14 protein-coding genes and 1 pseudogene are annotated in these 20,380 nt (G+C 68.2%); 12 read left to right on the forward strand and 3 right to left on the reverse strand.

Annotation, left to right across the window (positions count from 1 at the left end; all coding sequences use genetic code 11):
• Positions 1 to 40 precede the first annotated feature (40 nt).
• The 12 genes from F8178_RS10165 (at position 41) to F8178_RS10220 (ending at position 17,297) form a co-directional block, all read left to right on the forward strand.
• Positions 41 to 913: an NTP transferase domain-containing protein gene (locus F8178_RS10165; RefSeq protein ID WP_317494467.1), complete on the forward strand. Its 873-nt coding sequence runs from the start codon at positions 41 to 43 to the stop codon at positions 911 to 913.
• Positions 914 to 918: 5 nt separating this feature from the next.
• Positions 919 to 2,721 carry an aldehyde ferredoxin oxidoreductase family protein gene (locus F8178_RS10170; protein WP_317494589.1) on the forward strand — a complete coding sequence of 601 codons (1,803 nt, stop codon included), beginning with the start codon at positions 919 to 921 and terminating at the stop codon, positions 2,719 to 2,721.
• Positions 2,718 to 5,624 carry a formate dehydrogenase subunit alpha gene (fdhF, locus tag F8178_RS10175; RefSeq protein ID WP_317494468.1) on the forward strand — a complete coding sequence of 969 codons (2,907 nt, stop codon included), beginning with the start codon at positions 2,718 to 2,720 and terminating at the stop codon, positions 5,622 to 5,624. The genes F8178_RS10170 and fdhF overlap by 4 nt, the downstream gene beginning before the upstream one ends.
• Positions 5,621 to 7,330 (forward strand): NAD(P)H-dependent oxidoreductase subunit E, encoded by a 1,710-nt coding sequence (locus tag F8178_RS10180; RefSeq protein WP_317494469.1) that lies wholly within the window; start codon positions 5,621 to 5,623, stop codon positions 7,328 to 7,330. Before fdhF ends, F8178_RS10180 begins: the two co-directional genes overlap by 4 nt.
• Positions 7,331 to 7,346: 16 nt before the next feature.
• Complete coding sequence (gene glp, locus F8178_RS10185) at positions 7,347 to 8,570, forward strand: gephyrin-like molybdotransferase Glp (RefSeq protein WP_317494470.1); 1,224 nt, start codon at positions 7,347 to 7,349, stop codon at positions 8,568 to 8,570.
• A gap of 41 nt (positions 8,571 to 8,611) precedes the next feature.
• Positions 8,612 to 10,543, forward strand: a complete 1,932-nt coding sequence (locus F8178_RS10190; RefSeq protein ID WP_317494471.1) for a molybdopterin biosynthesis protein — start codon at positions 8,612 to 8,614, stop codon at positions 10,541 to 10,543.
• Positions 10,544 to 10,780: 237 nt separating this feature from the next.
• On the forward strand, positions 10,781 to 11,581 hold the full coding sequence (locus tag F8178_RS10195; RefSeq protein ID WP_317494472.1) for a TIM barrel protein: 801 nt from the start codon (positions 10,781 to 10,783) through the stop codon (positions 11,579 to 11,581).
• Between the two features lie 93 nt (positions 11,582 to 11,674).
• Positions 11,675 to 12,559, forward strand: coding sequence for a 2-hydroxy-3-oxopropionate reductase (locus F8178_RS10200; RefSeq protein ID WP_317494473.1), 885 nt, complete (start codon positions 11,675 to 11,677; stop codon positions 12,557 to 12,559).
• 31 nt (positions 12,560 to 12,590) lie between these two features.
• The gene (gcl, locus tag F8178_RS10205; protein WP_317494474.1) at positions 12,591 to 14,420 is read left to right on the forward strand and encodes a glyoxylate carboligase; all 1,830 of its coding nucleotides are present in this window, start codon (positions 12,591 to 12,593) and stop codon (positions 14,418 to 14,420) included.
• 13 nt (positions 14,421 to 14,433) lie between these two features.
• Positions 14,434 to 15,603 carry a glycerate kinase gene (locus tag F8178_RS10210; RefSeq protein ID WP_317494475.1) on the forward strand — a complete coding sequence of 390 codons (1,170 nt, stop codon included), beginning with the start codon at positions 14,434 to 14,436 and terminating at the stop codon, positions 15,601 to 15,603.
• Positions 15,604 to 15,666: 63 nt separating this feature from the next.
• Positions 15,667 to 16,866 (forward strand): allantoicase, encoded by a 1,200-nt coding sequence (gene alc, locus F8178_RS10215; RefSeq protein ID WP_317494476.1) that lies wholly within the window; start codon positions 15,667 to 15,669, stop codon positions 16,864 to 16,866.
• 65 nt (positions 16,867 to 16,931) lie between these two features.
• Positions 16,932 to 17,297, forward strand: a complete 366-nt coding sequence (locus F8178_RS10220) for a gamma-glutamylcyclotransferase (protein WP_396345290.1) — start codon at positions 16,932 to 16,934, stop codon at positions 17,295 to 17,297.
• A 77-nt stretch (positions 17,298 to 17,374) separates the two neighbouring features.
• Here F8178_RS10220 and F8178_RS20410 read toward each other — a convergent pair.
• The 3 genes and pseudogenes from F8178_RS20410 to pucL all read right to left on the reverse strand — a co-directional run bounded on the left by F8178_RS20410 (position 17,375) and on the right by pucL (position 20,379).
• Positions 17,375 to 17,802 (reverse strand): annotated as a pseudogene (locus tag F8178_RS20410) (DUF2200 domain-containing protein).
• 245 nt (positions 17,803 to 18,047) lie between these two features.
• A complete protein-coding gene (locus F8178_RS10230) occupies positions 18,048 to 19,460 on the reverse strand; it encodes a nucleobase:cation symporter-2 family protein (RefSeq protein ID WP_317494479.1) in 1,413 nt (470 codons plus the stop codon).
• A 13-nt stretch (positions 19,461 to 19,473) separates the two neighbouring features.
• Positions 19,474 to 20,379: a factor-independent urate hydroxylase gene (gene pucL, locus F8178_RS10235; RefSeq protein ID WP_317494480.1), complete on the reverse strand. Its 906-nt coding sequence runs from the start codon at positions 20,377 to 20,379 to the stop codon at positions 19,474 to 19,476.
• Position 20,380 lies beyond the last annotated feature (1 nt).

Consider the following 20,380-nt stretch of genomic DNA (forward strand, 5'->3'; position numbering starts at 1 on the left):
TTGACTGAGCTGCTTTGACGTTTCGTATACCGTCTACAGTATGACTTCCGTCGCAGGGGTCGTGCTGGCCGGAGGCCGCTCCTCCCGGATGGGGACAGCGAAAGCATCCCTGGAGTGGCACGGCTCAACCCTGCTGCGACACGTCACCGGGATCCTCGGCCGTGTGGTCGACGGCCCGATCGTCGTCGTGCGAGCGCCCGGGCAGCGTTTGCCCGCTCTACCTCCTATAATAGCTGTTCACGAGGATCCGGAAGAGGGACGCGGGCCGATGCAGGGACTCGCCGTCGGTTTGGCCGTTGCCGCGAAGCAGGCCGGGACAGCGTTCGTGTGCTCGACCGACCTACCCTTCCTCCACGAGCGGTTCGTCCGGGCCGTGCTACGTGGCTTCCGGACCGATCCGGCGGCCGGGTGGCACACTCCCCCTGACGTGGTCCTGCCGCACGTGCACGGGTTCCGGCAACCGCTGGCGGCTGGGTACCGCACCTCGCTGGCCGGGCACGTGACCAAGCTACTCGAAGCGGGCCGCTCACGCCCTGCCCATCTTTTCGAGGAGTGTCGTGTCCGGACTCTCGAGGATGCGGATTTCCTTGCCGATCCCGAGCTCTCGGCTACCGATCCCGAACTCGACGCGGTGGTCAATGTCAACACGCCCGAGGAGTACCGGCAGGCGCGCGAGCGGGCAGCGCCCGAGGTACACGTCGAGTGCTTCGGGGTGTTGGCTACCGGCGGACGCACGCACACCCCCACGCGCATCAGAGCGGCCAACCTGGGTTCAGCCGCCGAGCAGCTCGGGCTGGAACTGGACCGACACATCGTTGCAGCGGTCAACGGCGACCAAATCCGCGGAGACCGGCTGTGGCCGTTGCAGCACGGCGACACCGTATCGTTCCTCTCCGCGGACGCGGGTGGGTGAGCACCATGGATGCTCCTGCCTACGGCTATTGCGGCCGTGCCCTCGTCATCGATGCCTCCGACGGCTCGAAGGAGGTCATGCCGCTGCCCGAGCGGGTACTGCGCGACTACCTCGGCGGCGTGGGCCTGGGAACCTGGCTGATGCGGCAGCTCTGCCCGGCCGGTGTCGATCCGCTCGGCGCTGCCGCTCCCCTGGCGTTCGTGTTCTCCCCACTGGTCGGTACCCCGCTGACCACCAGCGCCAAGTTCGCTGTCGTAGCTAAGTCCCCGCTGACCGGCCTGCTCAACGACGCGCTCGCGTCAAGCCACTTCGCCATCTCCGGCAAGCTCACCGGCTACGACGCGATCGTGATCACCGGACGCGCCGGTACGCTCACCTCGATCCTGATCGACGACGGCGAAGTGCGGCTCGCCGATGCCCGCGAGCTCGGCGGCCTGTCCGCAGGCGAGGCCGAGGAAGCGGTTCGCGAGCGCCACGGACGCCGGTGGCGGGTGGCTGCCATCGGACGGGCGGGGGAGAACCGTGTCCGCTATGCCACGCTGTCGCACGACGGCAGGCACGCCGGACGTGGTGGGCTCGGCGCGGTGCTGGGTGCGAAGAATGTCAAGTGCGTGGCCGTGCGGGGTAGCACCCGGGTCGAGCCCGCTGACCGGCAAGCGGTGCTGGCAGCGGCCAAGGACCTGCGGCAACGTTCCTTCGGTCCCGCCACCGCGAAGTATCGCGAGCTGGGCACGCTGGCGAACCTGCTGGCGTTCAACGCGATCAATACGCTCCCCACCAGGAACTTCCAGGCCGCCACGTTCGCGGACGCCCCGGCACTATCGGCCGAGGATCTGGCGGCCAGCCGCTCGATCGCCAGGGACACCTGCGTCTCGTGCAGCATCGGCTGCGAGCACATCTACGCATCGTCCACCGGCAAGAAGGCCCGGGTGGAGTACGAGAACGTCTTCGCGCTCGGTCCGATGTGCGGGGTGTCCGATCCCGATGACGTGCTGGAAGCCAGCGCACGGTGTGATGCGCTCGGGCTGGACACCATCTCCGCGGGTGGCACCATCGCCTGGGCGATGGAATGTGTCGAGCGCGGGCTGCTTGACGTGCCGTGGCTGCGGTTCGCCGACGGCAGGGCCCTGCTACGCGTGCTCGACGAGATCGGCGACCGGACCGGTATCGGGGCGCTGCTAGCCGAAGGGTCACGCCGGGCGGCGCAGCGGGTCGGATGCGGGTCGGAGGCGTTCGCCGCCCACGTCAAAGGGCTGGAGATGCCCGGCTACGAGCCACGCACCATGCAGTCCATGGCGCTCGGGCTGGCCGTCAACGCGCGCGGCGCCGACCACAACCGATCCGGGGCCTACGAAGCCGACCTCTCGGGAACGCTGGACCGGGTCCACGGCTCGGCCGAGCACGTCCGCGCCGCGATCGAGACCGAGGATCGCGCCGCGGTGATGGATTCGCTGATACTCTGCAAGTTCCTGCGGGGAGTGTTCACCGAACCGTTCGAGGAGTGGGCGACCCTGCTGGCCGCCGTGACCGGGTGGGGTGTCACCGGCACGGAACTGCGCGAGACCGCTCGCCGTATCGTGCTCGCCAAACGCGCGTACAACATCGACCAGGGGTGGAGCGCCGGGGACGATTGGCTTCCCGACCGCTTCCTCGACGAGGAGGTCGAGCTGGCCTCCGGCCGCAGCGCCGTCCTGACGCGAGAACGGCTCCGCAGCATGATCGACATCTACTACGAGGAACGCGGCCTTGACCCCGAGGGCAGGCCGCGCGCGGTACCGGAACGGGAAGGTACGGAGCCGACACCATGACCCCGAGGGATCCTGTTCCTGCAGCGACATCGCGGCGAACCGTCACGCTGACCATCGACGGCCGCAGCGTCACGGTCGACGAGGGAACCACGATCTGGCAGGCAGCCAAGCAACTGGACATCGAGATCCCGGCGCTGTGTCACGACGAACGATACGAGCCGGTCGGCGTCTGCCGCATGTGCGTCGTCGATACCGGAGCGCGCTCCTACCCGGCGTCCTGCGTCCGCCCCTGCGAGCCCGATATGACGGTGGCGACCTCCACACCAAGCGTGGAGCAGTGCCGGAAGGTCCTCACCGAGCTGCTGCTGGCCGACCAACCACCGCGCGAGTCCGACCCCAAGCAGACCACCACAGCCGACAACGAGCTCCTCACCATCGCAGACAGCCAGGGGATCACCGGTGTCGACGACCTGTTCGCGGGGCCCTCCAGGGGAACCGACACCTCCAACCCGGTGATCGCGGTCGATCACGACGCCTGCATCCTGTGCGACCGGTGCGTGCGCGCCTGCGATGACCTGCAGGGAAACGACGTCATCGGGCGTACGGGCAAGGGATACGCGACCCGCATCGCTTTCGATCTCGACGATCCCATGGGTTCCTCGTCCTGTGTGACCTGTGGGGAATGTGTTGCCGCCTGCCCGACGGGGGCGTTGACCAACAAGCCCATCAACAACGTCCCGATTCAGCCTCGGGAGCGGCTCGACGCGGTTGACACCGTGTGCCCGTACTGCGGTGTGGGCTGCGCTCTGACGTACTACGTGGACCGCGAGCGCGGCGCCATCTCGTTCGCCGAGGGCCGTGACCAGCCCGGTAACCAGGGCAGGTTGTGTGTGAAGGGCCGCTACGGCTGGGACTACGCGGCCTCGCCACAACGGTTGACCGCGCCGCTGATCCGGCGCGAGTCGGCCTATCCCAAGGGTCCGCTGTCCTCGGACACCAAGGCCGACGCCGCCGAGGCGAACCGCGAGGGCAGGCCGAACCGCAAGCCTGGGGGATTGGTGGACGACGACGAGGTCCTACCGCACTTCCGCGAAGCCAGCTGGGACGAGGCACTGGACCTGGTGGCAGGCAAGCTGCGGCAGATCTTCGCCGAGAGCGGGCCCGACGGTATCGCCGGCTTCGGCTCGGCGAAGTGCTCCAACGAGGAAGCGTACCTCTTCCAGAAACTGATCAGGACCGCGTTCCACACCAACAACGTGGATCATTGCACCCGGTTGTGCCACGCCTCCAGCGTGGCCGCGCTGTTCGAGGGGGTGGGCTCCGGGGCGGTGTCGACCACCTACGGCGATATCGCGAACGCGGATGTCGCGATCATCACCGGCAGCAACGCCACGGCCAACCACCCGGTCGCCTCGTCGTTCTTCAAGCAGGCCCGACGCAACGGCACAACGATCATCTACATCGATCCCCGCTCCGGCACCATCGCCGATCACGCGGACATCTTCGTCCAACTCAAGCCTGGCACCGATGTGGCCCTCTACAACGGGATCATGCACGAGATCATCCGGCTCGGTCTGGTCGACGAGCAGTTCATCACCGACCGGACCGCGAACTACGAGGAGCTCGCCGCTACCGTCGAGGCCTACCCGCCCGAGCTCGCCGCGCAGATAACCGGCGTGGACGCCGACACGATCCGCCGGATCGCCCGGATCTGGGGCGAGGCGGGATCCGGGGTCATCTACTGGGGCATGGGTATCTCGCAGCATGTGACCGGCACCGACAACGCCCGCTGCCTGATCGCGCTGTGCTGCGTCACGGGCAACGTCGGCAGGCCGGGAACCGGGCTGCACCCGCTGCGTGGGCAGAACAACGTGCAGGGAGCCTCCGATGCCGGGTTGATTCCCATGTTCTACCCCAACTACCGGTCCGTGTCGCGGGACGAGGCTCGGGAGGCGTTCGAACGCGCATGGGGAACCGGACTGCCCGAGAAGAACGGGCTCACCGTCACCGAGGTTGTCCAGTCCATCCTGGATGGTGGAGTCCGTGGCATGTACATGCTCGGGGAGAACCCGTTCCTGTCCGATCCGAACATCAACAAGGTTCGCAAGGCACTGGCGTCACTGGATTTCCTCGTGGTGCAGGACATCTTCCTCACCGAGACCGCCGAGTTCGCCGACGTGATCCTGCCCGCCTCCTCCTACCTCGAGAAGGACGGGACCTACACCAACACCGATCGCCGCGTGCAGCGTGGGCGCACGGTGTTCGACCCGCCCGGCCATGCCCGGGTGGACTGGCGGATCGTGCAGGACATCGCGCGGCGGCTGGGGCTGGACTGGACGTACGAGTCCCCGCGCGAGGTGTTCGACGAGATGGTCGGGCTGATGCCCGATTACGCCAACCTGACCTACGACAACCTCGCCTCGACCGGCAAGCTCTACCCTAACGAGGATCCGGAGCACAGTGACGGCACGGTCGTGCTGTTCGACGACCGGTTCAACACCTCGGACGGCCTGGCACATCTGAAACCAGCGGAGTGGTTGCCCGCGGCCGAGCTGCCGACCGAGGAGTACCCCTTCGTGCTCAACACGGGCCGGTTGCTCGAACACTGGCACACCGGATCGATGACGCGGCGTTCCTACGCGTTGGACACCATCGCGCCACGGGCCGAAGCCTACGTCCACCCGGACGACGTCGCTGAACTGGGCCTGGTCGACGGCGGGTTGGCCAGGGTGACCTCGCGTCGCGGAGAGATCACCCTGCATGTCAAGGCCTCCCACCGGGAGGCCCGCGGCAACATCTTCATCCCGTTCCACTTCAGGGAAGCCGCGGCGAACCTGCTGACCATCGACGAGATCGACCCGACGGGCAAGATCCCCGAGTTCAAGTTCTGCGCCGTGCGCATCGCCCCGGTGGCCGAGCGCGCAGGCGAGCAGGCCGGGCGGAGCGAAAGGAGCGCACTGTGACAGCGCGGCCACACGCCACCAGCAACCAGGCCCCGGCGAAGGTCCCCGGCGTGGAGGCGCGTGCCGGGAAGTTCGGCGGGCCGAGTCTGATCCCGATGCTGATGGACATCCAGCATCGGCACGGCTGGCTGCCGAGGGAGGAGCTGGAGGAGCTGGCCCGGCAACAGCGGCGCCCGCTGTACGAGATCGAAGGCCTGATCTCGTTCTACCCACACTTCCGCACCGAACCCCCAGCCGGGGTGACCGTCGCTGCCTGCCACGACCTCAGCTGCTGGCTGGCCGGGGCCGAGCAGCGGATCGAGCAGCTGCGCGGACGCTTCGCCGGTGAGCCCGACGTGGCGGTATCCGAGATCTCCTGCCCTGGCAGGTGCGACATCGCCCCGGCAGCCACGGTCGATGACCTGCCGGGGCGGATCCCCGAGGTCGAGCGGCTCGTCGAACAACGCCGCGCAGGCGACACGGAGCTCGGGCCGACGGTCTCCTACGCCCCGGAGCAGGGTTGGCCGAACGATCCCTACCGTACCCGTGAGGAGCGCTACGACACGCTGCGTGCACTGCTCGCGGGGCGCATCACCCCGGAGCGGGTGATCGAGGAACTGAAAGGCTCGGGCCTGCGCGGGATGGGCGGTGCCGGGTTCCCGACCGGCAAGAAGTGGGAGATCGTGCGTGACCAGGATGGGCCGATCAAGTACGCCATCTGCAACGCCGACGAGTCCGAGCCAGGCACGTTCAAGGACCGCCAGCTGCTGGCCGAGCAGGCTCACCTGGTACTGGAGGGCATGCTGATGGGCATGGTCTGCACCGGCGCCGAGGAGGGCATCGTGTTCATCCGGCACGAGTACGGGCCCGAGGAGCGGGTGCTGCACGACGAGATCGCCCACCTGCACGAGATGGGCTTGCTCGGCCAGAACGTGCTCGGCAGCGGGGTGCGGCTGTCACTGGACATCGTCACCTCGCCCGGCGGCTACATCCTCGGTGAGGAAACCGCGCTGATCGAGTGCCTGGAAGGGCATCGTGGCGAGCCGCGGAACAAGCCACCCTTTCCCGGGGTGTACGGCCTGTGGGGTAAGCCCACGCTGATGAACTCGGTGGAGACCTTCGCCGACGTGCCGGTCATAGCCTCACGTGGCGCGGACTGGTGGAAGGAACAGGGAATCCGGGGCAGCGATGGACTGAAGTTCTTCGCTGTTTCCGGGCATGTTACCAGACCGGGAGTCTACTGTGTCCCGATGGGGACCACGATCCGCGAGTTGCTGGAACGAGCCGGTGGCGTGACGGGCGGCGCCGATCCGGGCGCGGTCCAGCCGGGTGGTGCTTCGTCGAACTTCCTCGGCCCCGAGCACCTGGATGTCCCGATGGACTTCGGCACCCTGGCCGAGGCTGGATCGATGCTGGGCTCGGGCGCGCTGGTGGTCCTCGCCGAGGGCACGGACACGCTGGCCGCGGCAACCAACGTGCTGCGCTTCTTCCGGGACGAGTCCTGTGGCAAGTGCGTGCCGTGCCGGGCGGGCTCAGCCAAGGCCCACGACCTGCTCATCGACACACTTCACAATGGGGGCGAGCTGAGCGAGCGACGCAGGCAGCGACTGCGTGAGCTGGAGTTGGTGATGCGCAAGTCCTCGATCTGCGGGCTGGGCCAGGTGGCCATGGGGCCGGTGGTCAGCGTGCTGGACAGCAGCGGGCCGGGTGCGGCCGGACAGCGGTGAGCGGGGCTGAGCCGGAATGGGTGGTACCGAGTTCTTCACCGCGATGCCGGTCTCCGAGGCGCTGGCCGGCTTCCGCCCCACAAGACGCACCGGCACCGAGCTGGTCTCCCGCGACGAGGCTCTCGGCCGCGTGCCCGCTTCGCCGGTGACATCGGGCACCGCGCTTCCCGGGTTCGCCCGGTCCACTGTGGATGGATATGCGGTGCGTGCGGCGGACACCTACGGGGCGGGGGAATCACTACCCGCGTACTTCGATGTCCCCGGCTCGGTACGGATGGGCACCCGGGCCGGGATCGCGGTACGGCGCGGGATCGCCGTGCAGGTTCCGACGGGCGCCGCGATCCCGGAGGGGGCCGACGCTGTGGTCATGGTCGAGCACACGCAGCGGACCATGCCCGCAGCGGTGGAGGTGACCCGGCCCGTCGCGGTGGGTGAGGGCATCGTCCGCGCCGATGAGGACGTCTCGGCAGGCGCCGAGCTCGCCACGGAGGGCAGGCCGCTGCGTGCACACGACCTGGGCATGCTCGCCGCGGCCGGGGTCTCGGAGGTTCGCGTGCGCGAGAAACCGCTCGTGGGCATCCTCGCCACCGGCGACGAGGTGGTCCCGCCCGAAACCGTCGACACCGAGCCGGGTCAGGTACGGGACGCCACGACATCCGCCCTGTCCGCCCTGGTCACCGAGGCAGGAGGCGAGCCTGCGCCGCGCGGCATCGTGCCGGACGACGTCGAGGTGCTCAGCAAGTCGTTGGCCGCCGCCGTGCGGACGTGCGATGTGGTCGTCGTCTCGGCCGGATCCTCGGTCGGGGCACGCGACGAGACCACCGCGGCGGTAGCCGCTCTCGGCGAGCCAGGGGTGTATTGCCACGGGCTGGCCATCAAACCGGGCAAGCCCACCCTGCTGGCAGAGTGCGGCACGGTGCCGATCATCGGACTTCCGGGCAATCCCCTTTCGGCGCTGGTCGTGTTCCGCGTGGTCGGCGTGCCGATCCTGCGGACGGTCGGCGGCATCACCGAACCACCTGCACGCCCCACTGTGACGGCCACCCTGTCTCGCGCGGTCGCCTCGGCGGCGGGCAGGCTCGACATCGTCCAGGTCCGCTTGCGCGACGGTATGGCCACGCCGCTGTTCGGGGCCTCGGCGCTGCTGTCGCTGCTGACCGGCGCCGACGGTTATATCGTGATCGGCGAAGCGGCCACCGGGCTCGACGCGAACACCACCGTCTCGGTCACGCTGTACTAGCGGGTACCGCGCGAGCCGCCCAAGCGGAGAGCGAAACCACCATGCACGACAGCCCGTTCGTCAGCGACCTCCCAGCAGAGGAAGCGATGCGGGCGTGGCGCGAGGCCCGCGCGGCGAGCGGCTGCCCGGAACGTTTGGACGAGGTCAGCGTCGAGCTCGACCGGGCGATCGGCCGCGTCACCGCCGCGCCGGTCTGGGCGAGCCGGTCCTCCCCGGTCGGCGACGTCGCGGCCATGGACGGGATCGCGGTACGCGCGGCCGACACCGCGGGAGCGAGCGAGACCACCCCGCTGCGGCTCGGCCCCGACGCCTATGAGGTGGTCGACACCGGCGACCCGATGCCCGCCGGGCACGATGCCGTGATCATGCGCGAGCACGTGCACCGAGTCGATGGCGGCAGCGGCGGTGACGCCGGGACCGTCGAGATCCTCGCCGCCGTCCCGCCGTTCCGCAACGTCCGTTCGATCGGCGAGGACATCAGCGCGGGCGAGCTGCTGCTCCCGGAGAACCACCGGCTCCGTGCGGTCGATGTGGCCGCTGCCGCGGCCTCGGGTGCCACCGAGCTGACCGTCCGGCGCGCCCCGCGCGTGGCGGTGATTCCCACCGGGGACGAGATCGTTCCGGTTGGTTCACCTCCGCGCACCGACCAGATACTGGACACGAACTCGTTGATGCTGGTCGGCCAGGCGCGTGAGGCAGGCTGCCAGGCGTGGGCCACCCCCATCCAGCCGGACGACGCCGACCGGATCGGCAGCGCGATCGAGCAGGCCACCGCCGATGCCGATCTCGTTCTGGTGGTAGCCGGATCCAGCGCAGGCCGCGACGATCACACCGCGCGCGTCGTCGCCGGTCTCGGCACACTCGCGGTGCACGGTGTCGCCGTACGGCCCGGCCACCCTGTGGTGCTGGGTACGGCGAACGCGACGCCGGTAGTCGGGGTACCCGGCTACCCGGTCTCGGCCGCACTGACCTTCGACATCTTCGCCGCCGCACTGCTCGCCGAACTGGAGGGCGCCATCCCGCCGCACCGGCCCGAGGTCAGCGCCCGGCTCGCGCGCAAGCTCCCGTCGGTGGTCGGGATGGACGACTGGATCCGTGTCCGGCTCGGCTCGGTGCGCGGGAAGGTGGTCGCCACCCCGCTTCCCCGGGGAGCAGGCGTGCTGACCTCGCTGGTCCGGGCCGATGGGTTGCTGTTCGTGCCCGCCGCAGTAGAGGGGCATCACGCGGGGGACCGGGTCGGGGTGCAGCTGCTCCGCCACGTGCCCGAGGTGGAACGCACGATCGTGGCCACCGGTTCGCACGACCTCGTCCTCGACCTCGCCGCCACCGCGCTGCGCCGCGGCGACCCCTCACTGACCATGGTCTCGTCCAATGTGGGCTCGCTCGGCGGCCTCGTCGCGTTGCGTGACGGTCTGTGCCATCTTGCCGGGTCCCACCTGCTGCACCCGGACACAGGTGAGTTCACGCTGCCCTACCTGGACGAGCTGCTGCCCGAGCGCGAGCTCGCCGTGGTCCGGCTGGTCCACCGCGAGCAGGGACTGCTGGTTCCACCCGGCAACCCGCACGGCATCACCGGCCTGGCTGACCTGGCCGAGCGCGGGCTGTCCTACGTCAACCGGCAACGCGGTGCGGGCACCCGCGTGCTGCTTGACCACGAGCTCAGCGAGCTCGGGATCGATCCCGACGAGATCAGCGGATACAGCAGGGAGGAACCCACCCACCTCGCGGTCGCCGCCGCGGTGGCGGCCCACCGCGCGGACTGCGGGCTGGGCATTCTCGCGGCGGCACAGGCCTTCGGGCTCGACTTCGTCCCGGTGAGCCGGGAGCCGTACGATCTCGTCCTCGACCGCGACGATCTCACGGATCCGCTCCTCGAACCCTTCTGGGAGCTGCTGGCATCGGCGGAGTTCCGCGCCTCGATCGAGACACTCGGCGGCTACAGCACTGCCGAGACGGGCCGGCGGATCAGGTGAGCCTCCCTCGCCGGGACCACCGGTGAGCGGGCGTCGCCGGACGCACCCGTACCCGCGGCAGGCACACCGCTGGTAGCGCGCGGACGAAGGCGCTGACGGGAAGGGCGCGCCCCGCCCCTGCCTGGCTTGACGCGCATCACAGCAGCTCGGTATCGTTCTTTCACGAAATAGAACAAGACTTCCGTATTATGGAATAAAATCCGCTACCGACTCCCTCCCGAAGGCAGGTGAAGGCCCATGGAGCGTCACGCGCATCGCTTCGAGGTGAACTGCTCGTTGCTGTTCACCGAGCTTCCCGTGTTCGAACGTCCCGCCGCCGCGAAAGCCGCGGGCTTCGACGCCGTGGAGTTCTGGTGGCCGTTCGCCGAACCGGTGCCCGCTGAGGCCGAGGTCGACCGCTTCGTCTCCGCGCTCGACGAGGCGGGGGTGCGGCTGGTCGGCCTGAACTTCTTCGCAGGCGACATGCCCGGTGGTGATCGGGGCCTGGTCTCCTGGCCCGGCCGCGAGCAGGAGTTCCGGGACAACGCCGCGGTCGTCGCTGCCATCGGCGAGCGCACCGGCTGCCGTGCGTTCAACGCGCTGTACGGCAACCGCATCGACGGCGTCGACCCGGCGACGCAGGACGAGCTGGCACTGGAGAACCTCCAGCACGCTGCCAAGAGCGTGGCCGCCATCGACGGGACCGTGCTCGTTGAGCCGGTCAGCGGCTCGCCCCGCTACCCGCTGCTGACCGCGGAGGACGCGATCCGGGTCATCGATGCGGTCCGGTCACGCGGCGCCACCAATCTCGCCCTGCTCGCCGACCTCTACCACCTGCGGGTCAACGGCGACGACATCGACCACGTGATCGCCACCCACGCCGACCGGATCGGTCACGTGCAGATCGCCGACGCCCCCGGCCGTAACGAGCCGGGCACCGGCGAGATCGACTTCGAGTACTACTTCGCGCGGCTGGACGACCACGGCTACACGGGCTGGATCGGCTTGGAATACAAGCCGTCCGGCGCCAGCTCGGACAGCTTCGCGTGGCTGCGGTGACCGTCCGCAACCGGGCACACCAGCAACACCGGCACCTCTGCAGCATCGCACCGGCGGGAACCGCCGGTGGAACCGGAAAGGAGCGCTGACCTCATGACCACAGTAGGGTTCATCGGCCTCGGCATCATGGGCGGCCCGATGGCGGCGAACCTGGCAGACGCGGGCTACGACGTCATCGGCTACAACCGCAGCCAGCCAGCCGTCGACAAGCTGATCCAACAGGGCGGCCGGGCCGCGGGCTCGATCGCCGAGGCCGTCCGCGAAGCCGACGTCGTCGTCACCATGCTGCCGGACTCCCCCGATGTCGCCGAGGTCGCCCTCGGCGACGACGGCGTGCTGGCCAACGCCAAGGACAACCTGCTCTACATCGACTGCAGCACCATCCGCCCCGAGACCACTCGCACCGTAGCCGAGCAGGCGGGGGCCGCCGGGGTACGGGTAGTCGACGCACCGGTCAGTGGTGGTGAACAGGGCGCGATCGACGGCGCACTGTCGATCATGGTCGGCGGTTCGGAGGCCGACTTCGCCGCCGCGTCTCCCGTGCTGAACACCGTCGGCAAGACCGTCGTCCACGTCGGACCCGCCGGTGCTGGACAGACCGTCAAGGCTGCCAATCAGCTCATCGTGGCAGGCACGCTGGAGCTGGTCGCCGAGGCCATCGTGTTCCTGGAAGCCCACGGCGTCGACACCGAGGCGGCCCTCCAGGTGCTCTCCGGCGGCCTCGCGGGCAACGCGATCCTCGACCGCAAGGGCGCTGCCATGCTGGCTCGCCAGTTCACCCCCGGCTTCCGGCTCGAGCTGCACCACAAGGATCTGGGCATCGTGCAGGCAGCTGCGCGTGACGCAGGGGTGACGATTCCGCTCGGCTCCACGGTCTCCCAGCTGGTTGGCTCGCTCGTGGCACGCGGCGACGGCGGCCTCGACCACTCCGCCCTGCTCAAGCTCGTCGAGGAACTGTCCGGCCGGGCAACCAAGTAACCGAGTCCGTTCCCACTCCCAGGAGGTGGCCATGCCTCGCATGACAGCCGCGCGCGCCGCGGTCGAGGTGCTCAAGCGTGAAGGGGTGACGAACGCCTTCGGTGTACCGGGCGCGGCGATCAACCCCCTCTACGCCGCACTCCGTGACAGCGGCGGTGTCGACCACGTGCTCGCCAGGCACGTCGAAGGCGCCTCCCACATGGCGGAGGGCTACACCCGCACCGATCCGGGCAACATCGGCGTGTGCATCGGCACTTCGGGGCCCGCGGGCACCGACATGATCACGGGCCTGTACTCGGCATCGGCCGACTCGATCCCGATCCTGTGCATCACGGGGCAGGCACCCCGGTCGCGGCTGCACAAGGAGGACTTCCAGGCCGTCGACGTCCCGTCGATCGCCAAACCGGTGACGAAGATGGCCGTCACCGTGCTGGAGCCCTCGCAGGTGCCCGGCGTGTTCCAGCAGGCGTTCCACGAGATGCGGTCAGGGCGGCCCGGGCCCGTGCTCATCGACCTCCCGCTGGACGTGCAACAGAGCGAGATCGAGTTCGATCCCGACACCTACGAGCCACTGCCGGTGTATCGCCCGGTCGCCACCGAGGCGCAGATCGCCAAAGCTCTGGACATGCTCCAGCAGGCCGAACGTCCGGTGATCGTGGCCGGTGGCGGGATCATCAACGCCGACGCCGCCGACGAGCTCGTAGAGTTCGCCGAGCTCGTCGACGTCCCGGTGATCCCGACCCTGATGGGCTGGGGAACCATCCCCGACGATCACCGGCTCATGGCGGGGATGGCCGGGCTCCAGACCGCGCACCGCTATGGCAACGCCACGCTGCTGGAGGCCGACTTCGTGCTGGGGATCGGCAACCGGTGGGCAAACCGCCATACCGGGGGCCTGGAGACCTACACCCGGGGCAGGACGTTCGTGCACGTCGACGTCGAGCCGACCCAAATCGGCCGGGTGTTCCCACCCGACTACGGCATCGCCTCCGACGCCGGGGCCGCGTTACGGCTGTTCGTGCACCAGGCACGGCAGCGCGCCGAGCGTGACCAGCTACCCGACCGCAGCGCGTGGGTCGCCGACTGCCTGCAGCGCAAGCACACGCTGTATCGCAAGACCCACTTCGACGAGGTGCCCATCAAACCGCAGCGGGTGTACGAGGAGATGAACCGGGCGTTCGGCCCCGACACCCGCTACGTCAGCTCCATCGGCCTGTCCCAGATCGCCGCGGCCCAGTTCCTGCACGTGTACCGGCCACGCCACTGGATCAACTGCGGCCAGGCGGGACCGCTCGGCTGGACGGTTCCCGCCGCGCTCGGGGTCTGTGTCGCCGATCCGGACGCCACGGTGGTCGCGCTGTCCGGCGACTACGACTTCCAGTTCCTGCTCGAGGAGCTCGCCGTCGGTGCCCAGTTCAAGCTGCCGTACTTGCACGTGGTGGTGAACAACTCCTACCTCGGGCTGATCCGGCAGGCACAGCGGGTATTCGACATGGACTACTGCGTACAGCTGGCCTTCGAGAACATCAACTCGTCCGGCGGTGGCACGGTCGGTGGTTACGGCGTCGATCACCTCAAGGTCGCCGAAGGTCTCGGTTGCAAGGCGATCCGGGTGACCGAGCCCGACCAGTTGCAGCCCGCGTTCGAAGAGGCGCGCAAGCTGATGATCGAGCACCGGGTGCCGGTGCTGGTCGAGGCTATCCTGGAGCGGGTAACCAACATCTCGATGGGAACGGAGATCGACGGCATCAACGAGTTCGAGGATCTCGCCGACGAGCTGGAGGACGCGCCGACCAGCATCGCAGCAGCCGCCCAAGCACCGGACGCACAGCAGGGCGTCCCGGCTGCCGTGACGGACTGACGGGACCACCACGATGTCCGCCACGGGTCACGTGCTGATCGCCCCTGACAAGTTCAAGGGCTCGCTCACCGCCTCCGCGGTCGCCGGGCACCTCGCCACCGGACTGGCACGGGCGATCCCCGGCATCGCGACCCGGCAGGTGCCGGTCGCCGACGGTGGGGACGGCACCCTGGATGCCGCGCTCGCCGCGGGGTTCTCCCGCGTGCCCTCGCGGGTGACCGGGCCGACCGGGCTCCCGGTCGACGCGGCCTACGCCGAGCGGGACGGCGTGGCCGTCGTTGAGCTGGCCAAGGCCTCCGGCCTTGGCCAGCTTCCCGGCAGGGCGCTCGACCCACTCTGGGCCACCTCCTACGGCACCGGCGAGCTCGTCCGCGCCGCGCTTGACCGAGGCTGCCACCGGGTGGTGCTCGGGCTCGGCGGTAGCGCCTGTACCGACGGTGGGGCCGGGATGCTGCAGGCCCTCGGGATGCGGTTGCGTGACTCGCGAGGACACGAACTGAGCAGGGGTGGTGCCGCCCTGGCCGAGCTGGATCACATCGATGCCACCGGGCTCCGTTCCCATCTCGACACGGCCGAGATCGTCGTGGCCAGCGACGTGGACAACCCGCTGCTCGGCCCCAACGGGGCCGCCGAGGTCTACGGCCCCCAGAAGGGCGCCGATCCGGACCAGGTAGCCCGGCTCGGCCGTGCCCTTGCCCGGTGGGCAGAGGTACTGCACCGGGACCTGGGTCCGGTCGCCGATCGCGCTACCGAGCCGAGTGCCGGCGCGGCAGGCGGCGTCGGGTTCGCCGCCATGGCGGCGTTGCATGCGACGGTCCGACCCGGCATCGACTACCTCCTCGAGCTGGTTGGCTTTCCCACGCAGCTGGCGGGGGCGTCGGTAGTGCTCACCGGGGAAGGCTCGCTCGACAAGCAGACCTTGCGCGGTAAGGCCCCTGCCGGGGTCGCCGCGGTAGCACGGCGAGCCGGGATCCCGGTGATCGCGGTAGCGGGACGCTGCCTGCTGGCAGGAACCGAGCTGGCCGAGGGAGGGTTCGCGACCGTGTACACGCTCGGCGACATCGAACCGGATCCCGCCCGGTGCCATGCCGAGGCCGGACCATTGCTGGAACGGCTGGCGGCCGAGAGGCTGGCGCGGGACCCGCTGGTCCCGGTGACCTCCGAGGCACAGGGAGCGCGCTGAGGGCCACCTGCCCGGCTGTGTGATTGGCTGTAATCGGTAACTATTAGTTCCAGGAGGCCGGCAATGAGGAACGTGGATTTCGACGCGCTACCCGACCTGGCGAGCCGGGCACTCGGTGGCGCTGTGGTCACCGCGAGTGACGAGTTCTTCGCTGAGAAAGAGAACTTGCTCAACCCGGAACCGCCGGTGTTCCAACCGCACACCTTCGGGCACAAAGGACAGATCTACGATGGCTGGGAGACGAGGCGCAGACGCGACCAGGGCTACGACTGGGCGATCGTACGGCTGGGCGTGCCCGGCGTCATCCACGGCGTCACGGTGGACACCGCTCACTTCACCGGCAACTACCCCGAGTACTGCTCGATCGAAGCCGCCTCTGTGGCCGGTTACCCCTCACCCGAGGAGCTACTCGACGAACCGGTGGAGTGGGTCGAGATCGTGCCACGTGCCGAGCTCAAGGGGGACTCCGCCAATCAGTTCCCGGTTCGGCTTGACCAACGATTCACCCACGTGCGGCTGAACATCATTCCCGACGGCGGTGTCGCCCGGCTGCGGGTGCACGGCGAGGTTGTCACCGACCCGAGGTGGTTCACCGGTCTCCCGCTGGATCTCGCGGCGCAGGCCAACGGCGGCGTGGTCACCGACTGCTCGAACCGCTTCTTCTCCTCCCCCAACAACCTGCTGATGCCCGGCAACGCCCGCGTGATGGGTGAGGGCTGGGAGACCGCGCGCCGCAGGGGCGGCGGCAACGACTGGGTCAGCGTCCGCCTCGCCGAGGAAGGCATCGTGCGCCAGGTGGAGATCGACACCACGCACTTCAAGGGCAACGCCCCTGGCTGGTTCCGCCTCACCGGAGGGACTGACCCCGACGATGAGGGCGGTTGGATCGAGTTGGTCGAGCGCACCACGTTGCAGCCGGACACCTGCCACCGCTTCCTGGTCAGCGCATCCGCACCGGTGCGCCATGTGAAGGTCGACGTCTACCCCGACGGTGGCTTCGCGCGGCTACGGATCTACGGCGAACTCACCGCGAGCGGCAGGGAGCGCATCGGGCTCGACTGGTACAACCGGCTACCCGCGAGCCGGGCCGAGGCGGTGCTTACCGAGGAAGCCGGAGTGACTGCCGAGGCCGCCGCCAGCATCGCTAGCGCCCGTCCGCTGGCCGGAACCGGCAGCGTGCAGGAAGCCATCTCTGCCGCCGGGCTGCCGCCGGAGACCACGCGCGCGGTGCGCTCGCTACTACTCGGTGCGCAGGCTGGCTGACCGGGCCTGCCACCGCTCACACGGACAATCGGAGTCGAGCCTGCCAGGAGGCGCGCGTGGTCCACATGTTCCTCAACGGTGGCGGTATGCGCGGAGGTCCGTTGCACCACCAGCTGCGCGGTGCGCCACTGGTACGCCAGGCGCGCACCGCGCCCAAGTACCGGTTCTACGCGGTGGATGACCGCTTCCCCGCACTCGAACCCGTATCCAGCGGCGGTGTCGCGGTAGCCGGGGAGCTCTACGACCTTCCGATGGAGACGCTGCGTGATTCACTGCTTCCCGCCGAGCCACGCGAGCTGGAACTGAGTGTGATCGAGCTCGACGACGGGAGTCCTTCGCTCGCTGTCGTGCTGCGTCGGGAGTTCCGGCTCGAAGCCACGCTCACCGACATCTCGCACCTCGCCTCCTGGCGGGAATACCAGCGGGACTGAGCAGGGCGCGAGCCGCAGGCCTCCTTGGGTACCACATACGTACCGAAGGGGCCCTTCGGCTCGCACCCCAGCCGCGGCTACGGCTTGCGCAAGATCTTCTCCATCGCTTTGCCTCGTGCCAATTCATCGATCAGTTTGTCCAAGTAACGAATTTCCCGCATCGTTGGTTCTTCGATATCTTCTACTCGGACACCGCAGACCACACCTTTGATCAACCCCGCAACGGATTCGGCTCGGGAGCTTCCGACAGGAAGGTTTCGAAATCGGTCCGCTTTTCCAGCTGCGCGTCCAGCTCTTCCTGGCTGTACCCTGTCAACCAGCGAATGATCTCGTCGACCTCGCTTTTCGTGCGCCCCTTCTTCTCCGCTTTCGTAATGTAGTGCGGATAGACGGTCGCGAAACTTGTCGTATAGATCTGATGTTGTGCCATGCTAGGTCCTCGCTTTCGCGGGATTCGCTGTAACAACGTGGAATACGCGAGATGACACTGAAAGCGGATCGACATGTGTGGGGCGCCACCGCCGCGATTCCGCACGTCGAACCTGTACCCGTGATGACCCCCAATGTCAGTGAAGCCCGGCTTCGACTCGTTCAAAAGGTGGCTCGTGCGAATGGAGCCGACGACGTCATCGAAGGCAGAACGTTAACACTCGGGATGAGCAGCTGCAAGCCATCAGACACGCACGCCGAAGGGGTCCTCCGGTGCACGATACGCACCGGAGGACCCCTTCGGCTCGCCTCCCTGCGGGACTACCCGCGCCCGGACGAACCCTCGCCGGGCGCTGCCTCCTGTGAGGCTGTCGTGCCGCCGGCCTCGTACTCGTCGTGCTGCTCCTGCCCGCCGGCACCGCCCAGCACGTTGAAGCACAGGTTCAACACCAGCGCCGCGACGAAACCGCCGACGATCCCGGAGTGCAGGATCATCGCAAGCGCGTCAGGGAAGGTCTCGTAGAACTCCGGCGCCGCGATCGGGATGATGCCGAAGCCAAGCGACACCGCGACGATCACCAGGTTCAGGTTGTTTTCGTAGTTGACCTTCGCGAGCGTGCGAATACCCGCCGCCGCCACAGACCCGAACAGCACCAACCCGGCACCTCCGAGCACCGGCATCGGGATCGCGGCGACGACCCTGCCGAGAATCGGGAACAGCCCGAGGGTGATCAGGATGAGCCCACCGACGGCGACGACGAACCGGCTCTTGATCCTGGTCAGCGCGATCAGCCCGACGTTCTGCGAGAACGTACTGCCGGGGAACGAGTTGAGCAACGGACCGAAGATCGCCGCGCTGACGTCGGCACGCAGACCGTCGGCCAGCCTGCGGCTGCTGACCTTGCTCCCGACGATCTCACCGACCGCGAGGATGTCCGCGATTCCCTCGGCCAAGATCACCAGCATGACGATGCACATGGTGACGATCGCGGCGATCTGGAACTCGGGCGTTCCGAAGTAGAACGGTTGCCCGAGCGAGAAGACAGGCCCATCGGTGACACCGCCGAAGTCGGCCATACCGAATAGCGCGGCGATCGCGGTACCGAGCACCAAACCACCGAGGACCGCGAGCTTGTTCAACGCCCCGGGGAGCACACGTGCCAGTACCAGCACGATCACCAGGGTGGCACCGGCGAGAGCGAGGTTGCCGGTCGCCGGTTCCCCGCCGGAGCCGTTGTCCATGATCCAGCCCACTGCCACAGGGAACAGCGACAACCCGATCACGGTGATCACGCACCCAGTGACCACCGGCGGGAAGAACCGCCGCAAACTGGCCATGAACGGGATCAGCGCGAGCCCGAACAACCCCGATATGATCGTCGCGCCGAACACCACGGGGAGGCCGCTGTCCTCCGCGATGGCGGTCATCGCGGTGACGGGTACGAACGAGATGCCGATGACCACAGGCAGCTTCGCGCCGAAACGCCATACCCCGAGCGTCTGCAACAGGGTCGCCAGACCGCTCACCAGCAAAGCAGCACTGACCAGGATCCCCATCTCCGCCGTGGACAGCCCGACAGCACCACCGACGATGATGGGTGGGGTGACCACCCCGGCATACATCGCCAGGATGTGCTGCAAGCCGTAAGCCGTCGTCCGGAGTGGTGGAAGCTTCTCGTCCTCAGGGCGATCGGATACTTGCGCGCGCGAACCACCACGTCGCAACGAGATCACGTGACGCCCCCTTTCAGCAGAAGCCGGGTACCGCGCGCCACGCGATATCGGCGTCGGGAACGTCGTCTCGTCGTACCGTGGCCTCGATCAAGCCGTAGGGACGGTCGGCGGCGAAGAACACCTCGCCCGGGTTGTCCAAACCGAACGGTGTAAGATCGGAGAGGAAATGGTGCTTGTTGGGTGCGGAGAAGCGGATCTCGGCGATATCGGGATGGTGTTCGAGGACCGCTTTACCCATGTCGTACAACGATTGCTGTAGTGCCTTGCTGTGCACCTCCGCGAATTGCCGCAGCAGCAGGGACCGCACAGAACCGTAGGTCTTCCCCCACTCCACGCCGGTACCCAGGTATCGCCACCGCGCCGTCAGCGAGGTCGCCAGGATACGATCATCCGTTTCGGCGAGCGTGGTGTAGCGGTCGGTGAGGAATCCCTGAAACTCCGATCCGGTGGTCTTGGCGACGACGAGACCCTTCAGCCCGGATATCACCCACGAGCGTGCGTCGCTTCCCGTGCCGTCGATCGTGACGACGGTGTTGCGTACCTCGGGAGTGGACCGGACGAACGAGTGCGCGTGTTCCTTGCCGTCGATATCGATGCGATCCCATGTATACTCGTCGATCTCGATCTTGGCGCCGGTCGCGGCGGGTGCCTGCCGCACAAAGTGGTCGCCGAGCATGAGGGCGAAGTCCTCGATCTCGCCGATACCGTGCTCGCGCGCGAACGCGAACACCGTGTTTTTCTGCGTATCTGTCGGCAGCACCTCGGCCTGGTCACCGGTGACGTGCGCATCGTGGAAGTCGCCGCGTAGCGCGCTGGATACGTTGACGTCCCGGATCTGGTGCCGTGGGGTCTGGCGCTCCACACGGACGACGCGGTTCTCCGCCTTGCCGTACTGGTTCTCACCAAGGACGATGGCCATG

Source organism: Haloechinothrix sp. LS1_15 (assembly GCF_033042135.1).
In the GTDB taxonomy this organism is placed as follows: domain Bacteria; phylum Actinomycetota; class Actinomycetes; order Mycobacteriales; family Pseudonocardiaceae; genus Haloechinothrix.